The sequence below is a fragment of the Massiliimicrobium timonense genome (assembly GCF_002160865.1).
Taxonomy (GTDB): domain Bacteria; phylum Bacillota_I; class Bacilli_A; order Erysipelotrichales; family Coprobacillaceae; genus Allocoprobacillus.
In genome coordinates this window covers 16,713-30,287 of sequence record NZ_NFLJ01000037.1, presented here as the reverse complement: position 1 = coordinate 30,287, position 13,575 = coordinate 16,713, and the positions used below count along the sequence as shown (strand labels likewise).

Sequence of the window (13,575 nt, the reverse complement as noted above, 5' to 3'; positions counted from 1 at the left end):
GGACTTAGAGGTCCTCCTTGTGGCATTCCTATGGTACTAGCTTTTACAAGACCATTTTCCATGATTCCTGCCTGCAGGAATTTGCGAATCAAATGCAGTGTTGTCGAGTCATTCACATGTTCTCTAAGTATTGAAATTAATTTATCGTGATTGACTGTATCAAAGTATGCTTCTATATCTAAATCAATGACCCATTCGTATCCTTCATTCAGGTAGTCCAGTGTTCGCATGATGGCATCATGGGCACTTCTATTTGGTCGAAAGCCAAAACTATTCTCACTAAACTTACTATCATAAATTTCTGATAATACTTGTGCTATCGCCTGTTGGATGACTCTATCTACTACTGTTGGAATTCCTAAAGGTCTTTTCTTACCATTTGATTTAGGAATATAGACTCTTCTTACAGGTTGAGGTTTATATTTCTTTTCCAGTATCTGTTTCTTTATCTGTTCCTTATGGGTCTTGAAATACGCGTCAATTTCATTCACTGTCATCTTATCAATGCCAGGTACACCTTTATTACTCTTGACTCTTCTGATTGCCTCTTCGAGATTTTCATCTCTTAAAATCACTTCGATTAATTTCATGTTGTTGCTTCTCCTTCCTTTTGTAGATATATCTGGAACCATTCCCTCTACCTTCATTCCCATAGGATTACGATTCCCACTTATGGAACTATCCTTGATTCCGAACTGTCCAGACATTGCGCATGGTGAGTTGCACCATATAAACATTAGGTCCTTTGGTATAGATGTCCTTACCTACTACGACCTCAGCTGACTTCTTGTGGCAGACCTTTTTCGACCGATGTTACCATCACTGATTTTAAAGATATTGGAATTCATCGTCCACAAGACCTCCCGGGGTAATTCACGAATCCTATTTCTTTCACAACGTCCTGATTTACTGTCTTGGTTTTACGTTTACCTTTTGGACTTCAGTTTGTTAGGCAACTTCATCCACCATTTAGCCTTATATCAGGTTTCTGTTCGTACGCTCGAAAGAATCGCTACTCCACTTCCTCCATCCTCAACATCACTGTTAACGACTTGTGGTTCACTACACTTGGCGGTAAATACCTGTGGTTGGCTTATCTCCAACTGAATTCGTGCCATGCCCGGCACACCTTAAAAACACACCTTATGGAATGATTCCAATAAGGTGTGTCATCTTATAATCCTTGTTCAGTTAATTCTCTTGCGATATCATCTTTAATCGTGATACCTTCTGCTTCAAGCTCGGCAATCTTATCAGCAAATTGTGGTAAATATTTTTTATGGGCAATCAATAATTCATCCATAATACGTTTCCCTGTTGTTCCAGACATCACTTGTGGATTTAAAGTGAAAGCTTGAAGCAATAAATTATAATCACCAGTCACGGCAGCTTCTTCTACACAAAGTTCCATATTTTTCATACATTGCAACCATCCTCTTTGAGCAGGATGTAATGGTCCAAAGGCAATCGCTCTTGCTCCTGTGGCTCCAATAAATGAAGACACTTCTACTGTACAATCAGCTGGTAAATCTGGCACTGCTCCATTATTTCTTGTAGATACAACAATATGTGTGTTTTTATTCGCATAGATAGAAGCAATTGTTTCACAGGCAGCATCACTATAATGTGTTCCACCACGTTTTGTTAATTGTTCTGGTTTATAATTTAAATTTGGATCTTTATATAATTCAAATAACTCTGCTTCTGTTTTCTTAACTTGTTGACCTCTTGTTCCAACATTGACATCATGATATTCTTCTAAAGAATGTTTCAACATTTCTTCTTGACGATAATAATATCTATGATATCCACATGGAATCATTTGCATTTGATCTAATTGTTCTTTAAAGAACTTCACATTAAAGATATTCTTTGGTGTTCCATCATCAACATCTGGATCATAGATGGCATCAATAATTTTTTGTGTAATATCATTTCCTGTTGCATTATCAAAGACTTTATGCCAATGGAAATGATTCAATCCAGCAAACTTATATGTTAATTCATCCAATGTTTTATGAATCATTTGTGGTTCTTTCATCATTGCTCCTACAGGAACATTACATAAACCAATCACTTTATCCCATTTTCCATATCTCATGACAGCTTCAGTAACCATTCCACTTGGATTTGTAAAGTTAATTAACCATGCATCTGGACATAATTCTTTCATATCTTCTACAATATCTAAAATCACTGGAATTGTTCTTAAAGCTTTAAACATACCACCAGCCCCATTGGTTTCTTGTCCTAACATTCCATATGATAAAGGAATTCTTTCATCTTTAATACGGGCATTTAATAATCCAACTCTAAATTGAGTTGTCACAAAATCAGCATCTTTTAATGCTTCTCTACGGTTTAAAGTTAGATGCACCTTGACATCATAAGGTGAAGCATCCCACATACGTTGAGCCATTGCTCCAACAATTTCAAGTTTTTCTTTTCCATCTTCAATATCAACTAACCAAATTTCTCTAATAGGAAGTTCATCATATCTTTTAATGAATCCTTCCATTAATTCTGGTGTATAGCTACTTCCTCCACCAATTGTAACAATTTTTACAGGTTTCTTTTCCATGTTTTTCTCCTTTATTAATATCTTTTATAATCTTCTGGATTTAATAATGATGCAGCATCCTTATCAGCAATAATCGTAAAGTTTGGATGTAATTTTAAAATTGTTGATGGTAATTCATCAGTAATTGGTGAATCTAAAACTTGTTTTAAGATTTCGGCCTTTTCTTTACCATTAACAATCATCACAAGATGTTTAACACGCATTAAACTCTTTGGTCCCATTGTATAAACATAAGGGATATTGTCACGAGGTCGATATGTTTCATTGACTGCAACTTGATCGTCACGTAAAATCTTATAAGTATAACTATCCATTGGTGTACAGCGAGGACAATTACTACAGAAATGCCCATCCCATCCTAAACCAATGACCATCACATCTAAACCTCCACCATTTCTAATTTCTTCATCATATGTATCCCAGTTATCTTCTGTTACACAATGAATTTGAGAATCAGGAATATTGGCAGGTGTATAAAATAATTCATGCATTTCTTCCCAGATGGGACCATGTTCTTGTCCTATATAAGGGCCATCATCAAAAATATAATATTGAATATCTTTGAATTTTTCCTGATCTTTAACATAAGGAATCATCATTTCATACATTTTTCTTGGTGAACGTCCAGAAGTCAATGAAATATTGACACGTTTATCTTGCATCATAGCACCTAAGACAATATGCATACAGCTTTCGCTCATTTTTTCTTCATTTTCTTCAATAATTAATTTCATATTCTTTACCCTTTCTATTTAAAATATATGAATGAATTGATTAATCATACAAATAATATAAACAATACCAACTATTAACCATACTATTTTTTGTTGATATAAAAATTCATTATTTTCATCAAATAATCGATATAGCCCATAAGGTGTGAAAAGGAAAATCCATAAATATGTCCACATTTTCTTTTTTGTAAAACCATTGAATTTTTCTTCTTCAATAGAACGTCGATTCATTCTTTTACGAATTTGAATAATATTTTTCTGTGTTTCTGTTAATTCTACTTTACTCATGTCTTTTCCTTTTCCTTTCATTTTTATTTTTAAGCTTGATTTTCTTCCATTTGTGCCTGTTTATTAGAAATCAGAACAAATGGAGTATAAATAACAACTGATAAAGCCACACAAATAATTTGTGTAATTGCTGTACCAATATGTCCACCGGTTGCTAAAAATCCCATAATACCTACTGGTGTTGTCCAAGGGACTTGGAATGAAATCACTTGTGCAAATCCAATCACTGTCATCCAATAAGCAAATGTTGCTGAAATCACTGGAGCAAACATAAATGGAATAGCTAAAATTGGGTTTAAGACAATTGGTAAACCAAATGTCATTGTTTCATTGATATTGAAGATTGCAGGAGCAATTGATAATTTTGCAATTGTACGATAATCATCTCGTTTAGAGAATAACAAGATAGCAATCAATAAACCACCAGTAATCCCGGCACCTGTAATAATTGTAAAACAACTAATAAATCCAGTATTTAAAATATTTGTAGGTTCAATTCCTTTTAAAACGGCATCTGTATTTTCAGTTAAAGCTAATAACATTGGTGCTGAATAAATAGCTCCTAAAGTCTGTGTTCCATGAATACCAACAACCCATAGTAATGTAGATACCCAGAACAATAACAAATAACCTGGCAAACCTGTTAAAACACCTGTAAGTGGTGCTTGAATCCATTTTGCAATAGCATCATAGAATGAATATCCAAATACTTCATTAAATAATAATCCAATACCTGAAATAATAAAGATAGTCACAACACCCGGAATCAATACATTAAATGCATTAGCAACATTACTTGGTACCGTTTCTGGTAAAGAAATCTTCATCTTTCCACCTTTAACTAGTCTAATATATATTTCTCCAGAAAGGATACTTGAAATCATTGCCATAAATAATCCTTGTGCATTTGTATACTGTACTGCCAATACATCAGCAACATCAAAAGAAATTCCTTGATCATTTGTCACAACCATTGTTGTGGCACATAATGTAATATAACAAGATAATGCTACCAATGGTAAAGTCATATCTTGTTGCATTCCATATTGTTTTCCTAGTTCAATCGCAATTAAGACAACTAAACCAATTGTTAAGAAGTTTAATGTTGCATAATATGCAGCATCAAACATTGGATTTAAGTTTTCTAACCAGCTAAATATCTCAAAGTTAGCTAAACTAATCCCCTGTTCATTTGGTGTACAAATAACACTTGTAAATAAAACACTAAATGCTCCACAAATCGTAATTGGCAATAACGCTGTAAAAGCATTTCTAATCGCTGACATATAACGATTTGTCTGCAATTTTTCTGCTACTTTTAAAATAGCTTCCATTAATTTGTCTGTCATATTATTTTCCTCCTCTTCCTTTTGAGCCTATTGTATTGATTTTTGATACCGCTTTCAATATTATGGAAATTCATTGGAACTTTCTTTCAATCTTTTTTGCTTTTTGATGATTTTCTTAAAACTTTCTGACTTTTTTATTTTATTTTATGAAAAACAAAATGAAATGTTCAGTATCATTAAAACATTTTTTTCTTTAGAAAAAAGATTGTTGTTTCTATAAATTTCTATATAATATGTTTAGGAGGCGATAAGACATGAATACACCTCATATACTCGTTGTAGATGATGAAAAAGAAATTACTGATTTAATTGAAATTTATTTAACACAAGAGGGATATCAAGTGGAAAAAAGATATAATGCTTTCACTTTGATGAATGATATTTTAGAGTATCATATTGATCTTGTTATTTTGGATATTATGATGCCTGAAATTGACGGAATACATGCTTTAAAAATGATTCGTGAAAAATATAATGTGCCTGTTATTATTGTTTCAGCCAAAACTGCTGATACTGATAAAATTGAAGGACTATTGACAGGTGCCGATGATTATGTCAGTAAACCATTTAATGCTATGGAACTGGTTGCCAGAGTCAAATCACAGCTTCGTCGCTATCAAGTTTTTAATAAGCCTATCAATCATTCTTCACATTTGATTGAAGCAACAGATTTAATTATTGATACACAAAAGAAATTAGTAACACTGGATGGAAAACCTTTAGCTCTTACAAGAATTGAATATGAAATTCTTGTCTTGTTGGCTAGTCAACCGGGAACAGTCTTTTCTATTGAAGATATTTTTGAAAAAATCTGGCATATGAAATCAAATAATTCTAATAATACAATTATGGTCCATATTAGAAAACTAAGAGAAAAAATAGAAAGGCAACCAAGAAATCCTCAACATATTAAAACAGTTTGGGGCGTAGGTTATAAATTCGAACTATGATTCAAAAGATTCAACGATTACTTATCAGTAGTTTTCGATGGCGTTTATTTATCAATATTATTGTTGCTTATTTTATTGCTTTTCTATGTGATCTGGCATTAATGATTATCCTACAACATACCAATATATTTCATTTATCTTATGAATGGTTATACATTCTGGCTTTCTTTATTTCATTACTTATCTTTTTAGTGACCTTTTCAGATTTAATGAATATCACACTTAAATACATTGATGTTTTAAGTGGAACAATTCAAAGAGTCACAGCTGGTGATTATGAAGTTGAAGCACCAATTAAATATGATGATGAACTTGGTTTACTAGCGGCTAATATCAATGCCTTAGCTAAGACTTTAAGTGATAAAGAAAAAGAAAGTGAAATTCTTAAAGAAAATGAACGTATGGCTTATGATGCTGAAAGAAATGCTGAAAAACAAAAAAATGATTTAATTACAAATGTTGCTCATGATTTAAGAACACCACTGACAACCATTGTCGGTTATCTGGAACTGATTAAAAATAATCAGCAACTGACAAAAGAAGAAATTCAAAAATATTCTAGTGTGGCTTATGAAAAATCCAAAAGATTACAAAGTATGATGGATGATTTATTTGAATTTACTAGCCTAGATCAAGCGAATGTGAAAGTTCATATGACAACAATCAATATTAGTGAGCTGGTTTTACAGATTGTTGATGAATTTTATCCTACTTTTCAAGAATATCATATCATTCCAGAAGTCAAGACAAGTCAAAATAACCTTTTTATTAAAGGTGATGGACAATTAATTGCAAGAGTCTTTGATAATTTATTATCTAATGCTGTAAAATATGGTAAGGATGGTAAAAAGATTAAAATTGAAGTTTTGAATGATGATGAAACAGTAACTATTAAGATTATGAATTATGGCAATCCTATTGATAGTGCTGATTTACCATATATTTTTGATAAATTTTATCGTAGTGATGCCTCACGTTCTTCATCAACGGGTGGAACAGGTCTAGGTTTAGCGATTGCTAAAAATATTATTCAAATTCATAATGGAGAAATCTTAGCTACGAGTCACCAGGATAAAACAACATTTATTGTGATTTTACATAGATTACATACAAATGAATAAATATTTTTTCTTATCGAATAAAGATTGCAATTTATTGAATGAAAAGGTACAATGACTTCAAAGTGGGGGATTAAAAATGAAAGCATATCAAGACATGAATCAAGAAGAATTAAAAACTTTACATCAAGAATTATTAAAACAATATCAAGCAATGAAAGATTTACATTTACAATTAAACATGGCACGTGGAAAACCTGACTTTTCACAAATTCAACTTTCTATGCCCATGTTAGATACTATTAATAGTCATTATGATTTTTCAAATCAAAAAGATTATTGTAATTATGGTATTTTGGATGGTATCAATGAAGCAAAACAGTTTTTTGCAAATATGTTAATGACGACATCTGAACATATTATTGTCTATGGAAATTCCAGTTTAACAATTATGTTTGATCAGATCAGTCGTGGTTATACTCATGGTTATTTAGGAAATACCCCTTGGTGTCGTTTAGACAAGATTAAATTTTTATGTCCTGTTCCTGGCTATGATCGTCATTTTGCGATTACAGAACATTTTGGTTTTGAAATGATTCCCATTCCAATGGATGAAAATGGACCAGATATGGACTTAGTAGAAAAATATGTTCAAGAAGATGAAACAGTGAAAGGAATCTGGTGTGTTCCTCAATATTCCAATCCTTCTGGTATTACATATTCAGATAAAGTCGTTGATCGATTTGCTCATTTAAAACCAGCTGCGAAAGATTTTCGTATTTTTTGGGATAATGCTTATGTTGTTCATCATTTATATGCAGATAAGCAAAGTCATGTTAAAGATATTTTAAAGGCTTGTGAAGATGCTGGAAATCCAGATATGGTCTTTGAATTCTGCTCAACATCTAAAGTAACTTTTCCAGGTGCTGGTGTAGCTGCTATGGCTACTTCACTCAACAACAAAAAAGATAGTTTAAAACATATGAGTATTCAGTCAATTGGACATGATAAATTGAATCAGTTAAGACATGCTCAATATTTTCATAATGTTGAAAGTTTAACACAACATATGGAAAAACAGGCAGATGTTTTAAAACCTAAGTTCGAAATGGTTATTGATATTTTTAATAGAGAGTTAGCTGATTTAAAAATAGGGAAATGGACAAAACCATTAGGTGGTTATTTTATCACTTTTGAAGCTCTAGAAGATTGTGCTAAAAATATTGTACAAAAATGTAAAGAAGCAGGTGTGATTTTAACAAATGCTGGAGCGACTTTCCCTTATGGTCATGATCCCCATGATTCCATTATCAGAATTGCTCCTTCATATCCACCTTTAGATGAATTAAAACAGGCAACAGAACTCTTTGTCTTATGTGTAAAACTTGTAAGTATTGAAAAATTATTAGAAAACTAAGATGAATCCAATGGTTCATCTTTTTTCCTTTTATAAGTGAAATATGAAAAAAATTAAATTTTCGCTTAAAAAATATTGACTATACTCCAAAAAATTGATATATTAAATAAGCACTGTTGGGATATAGCCAAGCGGTAAGGCAACAGACTTTGACTCTGTCATTGCGCTGGTTCGAATCCAGCTATCCCAGCCATGTTGGAGGTTTAGCTCAGTTGGGAGAGCATCTGCCTTACAAGCAGAGGGTCAGCGGTTCGAGCCCGTTAACCTCCACCATTTATTTGCCGGCTTAGCTCAATTGGTAGAGCAACTGACTTGTAATCAGTAGGTTGAGGGTTCAAGTCCTTTAGCCGGCACCATATACGGGGAGGTAGCGAAGTGGCTAAACGCGGCTGACTGTAACTCAGTTCCTTTCGGTTCGGTGGTTCGAATCCGCCCCTCCCCACCATTCTTTTGACCCGCTAGCTCAGTAGGTAGAGCATCTGACTTTTAATCAGAGGGTCAGGCGTTCGAGTCGCCTGCGGGTCACCATTCATAAACATATATGCCCAGGTGGCGAAATTGGTAGACGCACAGGACTTAAAATCCTGCGGACCTTAAAATCCGTGCCGGTTCGACTCCGGCCCTGGGCACCATTCTTTTGCGGGTGTAGTTCAATGGTAGAACTTCAGCCTTCCAAGCTGACTACGTGGGTTCGATTCCCATCACCCGCTCCATACGCTTGAATAGCTCAGTTGGTAGAGCAATCGGCTGTTAACCGATCGGTCGTAGGTTCGAGTCCTACTTCAAGCGCCATTTTTATGGCCTGTTGGAGAAACGGTTAACTCACATGCCTTTCACGCATGCATTCACGGGTTCGAATCCCGTACAGGTCACCATATGAAAACAAAGCGATCGTCAGATCGTTTTTTTATTTATATAAGCAGATGATTTGTGATATAGTCTATTCATGTTATAATATGTATCAAGAAAAGGAGCCGATAAAATATGATACTTGACGAACTCAAACAATATAAACCTTATTCCATTTCCCCTGGTTATCATAGCGAGCATATTCTTTATGGAGAAAAACTGACACTGGACTATATTGATGGAACTACCTATACTTATGAATACGAAACTGCTAAAGCCATCATGGGTCTTGTACATAGTCAATACAACAATGATCAGGTCTATCTTTTTACTCATGAACATTCATTATTATTTCAAATTATTCACAATAACCAAAAAGAAGCGTATTTAGAATATTCTTTACAAGATCAACGTTTCATTATAGCAAGTGCCTATGAAAAAAGCGATAGTTTATATCGTTTATTACTCGTTGCAATCAACTACATATATAATCAATACCAAACAGAAACATTTCAAGATATTTATGAAAACTGGCGTCACATTGATATGAGCCAACATCATCATGCTAATGAATGGGATGCAAATCACTATAAATACGTTTTAAACATTGCTAAAAGATTGATTCAAATATTAAAAGATATTCTTCAACTTCAAGATTGTTTTTTATCTTTACATTATGATTCTGTTGAAGAATTATTAAACCATCTTCATATGACATTTAATACTCAATCTTTAACACCTGTCTTTTTATTTCAAGAAGACCTTCAACATTTATTATTAGATTTACAATCAAAACAACAAATCTATCAGTCATTATCTTCTTCATCCTATACTATATTAGATGTAACCCCTCTCTATTCAACACAAGAAAGAATGAAATTACCATTATTTCTTCAAGAATCAATTAAAGATAATGAACGTTTGTATATGCAAAATCGTCATTTTTTAGATCAAAATGACTTTGATTTAATTAAATCTTTTCAAAGAGGAAAAACATGGTCATGTTTATATTATGGTCCTTCTGGAACTGGTAAAACAACAAAATTACTCTGTGTTGCTGGAGCATTAGGATTACCAAGTTTAAAAATGGTAGGAAGCCGTTCAATTGATGAATCCACTTTATTTGGTAAATATGTCTTAAGAAATGGTGAAACTGTTTTTGAATATGGACCTCTAAGTTTAATGATGAAATATGGTGGTATGTTTATTTTCGATGAAATCAATATGGTTGATAGCGACATCATTTCATCATTAAATGATGTTTTAGATGGTACAAAGCAAAAGATTTTAGACAATGGAGAAATCATTCATGCTCATCCACTCTTTAGATTTGGTGAAAGCATGAATATTGGTTATGCAGGAACAAATGAAATGAATCTTTCTCATAAATCACGTATTCAAAATAAAATAAAAATCAGTCAATTACCTATCGACAAAATGTCACATATCATTGTCAAAGAAACAGGAATTGATGATACAACTGCAACAAAAATGGCATCATTACTTGACGCTTTCCATAATGTTATTATTAATGAAGGTAATGAAACAACACAAAGAATTGACTTAAGAACATTGCTGAACTGGGCTAATAAAACTGTTGATTTAGATGGTGATGTGATTCGTGCAAGTCTGGTCACAATTATTTCAGAATTAGCTGAAGAAGATGATGAAATCTTAAACTTAGAAGATGCTCGTCAAATTCTTGCGACAAATGGACCTGCTGCTTCTGTCATGTCACTCATTGTTCATGAATTTGTTGAATAATCTCTATGTTATCATCACAAATCAAACAAAAACTCAAAAAAGATACAGTTCTTTATGCTCAGATGCCTATTCATCTCACTATTGATGAAAGCAATCAATGTTATTCACAAATCAAAAATCATCAAGCAACTATTACTCTTGGTGAAAAAGCTCCTTATCATTATCTTGAACACTTTCACCCTCAAGGTTATGAGATGTTTATGGAAGGACTTTTGTTCCATGAACTCGCAAGTTTACGCTATTGTGATTTTCAAATCTTATCACAAACTTACATTCAAGCTTCTCAAGCTTTAACCCAAGTTAATTCTGCCGCAAAAGACTTTCTTAACAAACAGATGTCTTATCGAGAACTCAAATCCATCATTACAAATTATGTCTTTCAAACCAATCTACCACTTGTTTTAAAAGCTATTGAAGAAGGTGCTGTTGAAAATGCTTTAGGCATTGATTTTCCAGAAACTTGGAATCCTCTCATGTATGCCCGACAAGCTATCACTTCATCTTTTCTTAAAGAAAAACATCAACAGACTGATACAGCTTTCTTAATGGATAAAATCATTAAAGAAATCATGGTCATCTGTACCTATGGATACAGATTTCAGTTAAATAACAGTATCATCTATTTACCTCACTATCTTTCACAAAATTTTATCCAAATAAGAAAATTAGCAATTCAAGGGCGTTTACAGACAAATCATACAAAAGAACGTTTAGAAATAGCTAAAGAAATTCTCAATCTATGTCAACCCATTATGGATGAAACTGTCAAAGAAATATTTGATACAATTCAAAACGGTTCTAAAATATCTGGTATTTCTCAAAGTCTTTTTTCTCAAATGTCTAGTGAAATTGCAATTCAATTTCAAAAAGGTGAATCACAAAATTCACCTCAACAAACACCAACTAAATATCAGCTTAATCTTTCTGATGAAGAATTTCAACGTATTGAATCACTTGAAAATGAAGCCGAAAAAACACAAAAACATCAAATTCTACAAGATATTCATAGACGTGAAGAAAAACAAAGAAAACAACAGGAGAAAAGCTTTCAATCTCAAACTTATCATTCTTCCATTGAACAATCTATTGTTTTATCACCTTTAGAAAGAACAACACCTACTCAATACGGTACTATTGCTTTAAGAAATCAAAATGAAAGTATTATCAGAAGTAACAAACTGGCGAGATTATTTAAGCGTGAAAGAATGTATGCTTCAAAAAGTCAGACAAAGCATAAATTAGAATATGGAAGACAATTAGATCAACAAAATCTCTATCGTGCTTCTTTAGATGGACGTGTATTTAAGACTCATAAACAAGGAAAGAAGAAAGATTTATGTGTTTCTATTCTTGTTGATACAAGTGAATCAATGAGTGGTGACAAAATTATCAATACAATGAAAGGATGCTTTGAACTCGCAAGAGTTTTACAGACATTAAAAATACCCTTCTGTATTTCTGCACATAAAGCACTTGGAAAAACACAGGTTCAGCTCACTGAAATTATTTCCTTTCAAGATTGCCAAAAAAGATATTTACTGAATCGTATTTATGCTATGCATACATCTGGTGGAACACATGAAGATATCGCTTTAGAATATATTTTAAAGAAACTATCTGCCTACAAAAGACACCGCAAAGGTTTTGTCTTTGTCTTATCTGATGGCGATACGCATGGCGTAGAACATATTCACGAATTAACACGCTTATATAAAAAAGATCAAGATATTGATGTTATAGGAATTGGTATACAAACTGCTCCATTGATTACTAAAACATATCCAAATGGTTTATTCATTGAAAACATTGAAACTTTACCCGATATGTTAATTCAAAAATTAAAAGAAATCGCTATATAAAAACATCTCTTAATCGAGATGTTTTTATATAACATATCCTATAACAAAAATAGATATAATAACGATAATCAACATTCTCAAAACCATCCAAACGATGGGATAACGTTGAATAATTTGACTATATGCATATTCTACATTCGCAACACGATATCCTCTTGACCAAAATGCATTGCACACAACAGAAAGTACCCATAACACAATCACAAAATCATGATTATGTCCATGAAACAATAAAAAGATTCCAGCAATCAAAATAATAAGCCATTGTATTTTTATCAATATCCCATCTATTTTCTTCATCTTCTATACCCCACATATGTCACTTGTTTTCCATCATTCTGCATTTGTAAAACTGTTTGTCCTTCTTTTTGTTTTTGATCTACAAACTTAACTGTCACAATCTGACTATCTCCTTCTTCTATAGCCACTGACTGTATCGTTATAGGTAAATCATATGGTTTTAAATCATTTTCCACATTACCCAAAACCTTTATTTGTACATCTTTAATGATATTATCTTTCATTTGATTTTTAAACTCATCATTGACATTTTGAAGAATTTCCTCTATTTCATTACCTTCTGCTTGAAGTAGATCCTGTGAAAAATATACAATTTTTTTCGCAACATCTTCAACATCTACATGACTTTTTTGACAACCACTTATTCCTAATACAAGAAACAAACCTAGAAATGTTATGAAAATCTTTTTCATATTCTTCACCCTT

12 protein-coding genes and 9 tRNA genes are annotated in these 13,575 nt (G+C 32.6%); 14 read left to right on the top strand and 7 right to left on the bottom strand.

Features of this window, described 5'->3' with window-relative positions; translation table 11 throughout:
- The 5 genes from B5E75_RS11555 to B5E75_RS11535 all read right to left on the bottom strand — a co-directional run.
- On the bottom strand, nucleotides 1-590 hold a 590-nt coding region (locus tag B5E75_RS11555; protein WP_241146665.1), incomplete at its 3' end, for a reverse transcriptase domain-containing protein.
- A 584-nt stretch (nucleotides 591-1,174) separates the two neighbouring features.
- On the bottom strand, nucleotides 1,175-2,581 hold the full coding sequence (locus B5E75_RS11550; RefSeq protein WP_087359387.1) for a 6-phospho-beta-glucosidase: 1,407 nt from the start codon (nucleotides 2,579-2,581) through the stop codon (nucleotides 1,175-1,177).
- 14 nt (nucleotides 2,582-2,595) lie between these two features.
- Nucleotides 2,596-3,315 carry a glucosamine-6-phosphate deaminase gene (locus B5E75_RS11545; RefSeq protein ID WP_087359385.1) on the bottom strand — a complete coding sequence of 240 codons (720 nt, stop codon included), beginning with the start codon at nucleotides 3,313-3,315 and terminating at the stop codon, nucleotides 2,596-2,598.
- Nucleotides 3,316-3,333: 18 nt separating this feature from the next.
- Nucleotides 3,334-3,603, bottom strand: a complete 270-nt coding sequence (locus B5E75_RS11540) for a hypothetical protein (protein WP_143746965.1) — start codon at nucleotides 3,601-3,603, stop codon at nucleotides 3,334-3,336.
- Between the two features lie 29 nt (nucleotides 3,604-3,632).
- Complete coding sequence (locus B5E75_RS11535) at nucleotides 3,633-4,952, bottom strand: PTS sugar transporter subunit IIC (RefSeq protein WP_087359381.1); 1,320 nt, start codon at nucleotides 4,950-4,952, stop codon at nucleotides 3,633-3,635.
- Nucleotides 4,953-5,206: 254 nt separating this feature from the next.
- On the opposite strand from B5E75_RS11535, the gene B5E75_RS11530 reads away from it, so the two are divergent.
- The 14 genes from B5E75_RS11530 to B5E75_RS11465 all read left to right on the top strand — a co-directional run bounded on the left by B5E75_RS11530 (nucleotide 5,207) and on the right by B5E75_RS11465 (nucleotide 12,849).
- Nucleotides 5,207-5,902: a response regulator transcription factor gene (locus tag B5E75_RS11530; protein WP_087359379.1), complete on the top strand. Its 696-nt coding sequence runs from the start codon at nucleotides 5,207-5,209 to the stop codon at nucleotides 5,900-5,902.
- Nucleotides 5,899-7,023, top strand: coding sequence for a sensor histidine kinase (locus B5E75_RS11525; protein WP_087359377.1), 1,125 nt, complete (start codon nucleotides 5,899-5,901; stop codon nucleotides 7,021-7,023). Before B5E75_RS11530 ends, B5E75_RS11525 begins: the two co-directional genes overlap by 4 nt.
- Before the next feature lie 76 nt (nucleotides 7,024-7,099).
- The gene (locus B5E75_RS11520; RefSeq protein WP_087359375.1) at nucleotides 7,100-8,377 is read left to right on the top strand and encodes an aspartate aminotransferase type Ic; all 1,278 of its coding nucleotides are present in this window, start codon (nucleotides 7,100-7,102) and stop codon (nucleotides 8,375-8,377) included.
- A 117-nt stretch (nucleotides 8,378-8,494) separates the two neighbouring features.
- A tRNA-Gln gene (locus tag B5E75_RS11515) sits at nucleotides 8,495-8,570 on the top strand.
- Nucleotides 8,571-8,574: 4 nt separating this feature from the next.
- Nucleotides 8,575-8,650, top strand: a tRNA-Val gene (locus B5E75_RS11510).
- A gap of 7 nt (nucleotides 8,651-8,657) precedes the next feature.
- Nucleotides 8,658-8,733, top strand: a tRNA-Thr gene (locus tag B5E75_RS11505).
- A gap of 5 nt (nucleotides 8,734-8,738) precedes the next feature.
- Nucleotides 8,739-8,822, top strand: a tRNA-Tyr gene (locus B5E75_RS11500).
- A gap of 7 nt (nucleotides 8,823-8,829) precedes the next feature.
- Nucleotides 8,830-8,905 (top strand) — tRNA-Lys (locus B5E75_RS11495).
- 15 nt (nucleotides 8,906-8,920) lie between these two features.
- Nucleotides 8,921-9,009 (top strand) — tRNA-Leu (locus tag B5E75_RS11490).
- A 7-nt stretch (nucleotides 9,010-9,016) separates the two neighbouring features.
- Nucleotides 9,017-9,090 (top strand) — tRNA-Gly (locus B5E75_RS11485).
- A 3-nt stretch (nucleotides 9,091-9,093) separates the two neighbouring features.
- A tRNA-Asn gene (locus B5E75_RS11480) sits at nucleotides 9,094-9,169 on the top strand.
- A gap of 7 nt (nucleotides 9,170-9,176) precedes the next feature.
- Nucleotides 9,177-9,252 (top strand) — tRNA-Glu (locus tag B5E75_RS11475).
- A gap of 109 nt (nucleotides 9,253-9,361) precedes the next feature.
- Nucleotides 9,362-10,990 carry an AAA family ATPase gene (locus tag B5E75_RS11470; RefSeq protein WP_087359373.1) on the top strand — a complete coding sequence of 543 codons (1,629 nt, stop codon included), beginning with the start codon at nucleotides 9,362-9,364 and terminating at the stop codon, nucleotides 10,988-10,990.
- A gap of 5 nt (nucleotides 10,991-10,995) precedes the next feature.
- On the top strand, nucleotides 10,996-12,849 hold the full coding sequence (locus B5E75_RS11465) for a VWA domain-containing protein (RefSeq protein WP_087359371.1): 1,854 nt from the start codon (nucleotides 10,996-10,998) through the stop codon (nucleotides 12,847-12,849).
- A gap of 24 nt (nucleotides 12,850-12,873) precedes the next feature.
- On the opposite strand, the gene B5E75_RS11460 is transcribed toward B5E75_RS11465, so the two are convergent.
- Nucleotides 12,874-13,149 (bottom strand): hypothetical protein, encoded by a 276-nt coding sequence (locus B5E75_RS11460; RefSeq protein WP_087359369.1) that lies wholly within the window; start codon nucleotides 13,147-13,149, stop codon nucleotides 12,874-12,876.
- Nucleotides 13,146-13,562, bottom strand: coding sequence for a hypothetical protein (locus B5E75_RS11455; RefSeq protein ID WP_087359367.1), 417 nt, complete (start codon nucleotides 13,560-13,562; stop codon nucleotides 13,146-13,148). The genes B5E75_RS11460 and B5E75_RS11455 overlap by 4 nt, the downstream gene beginning before the upstream one ends.
- Nucleotides 13,563-13,575 lie beyond the last annotated feature (13 nt).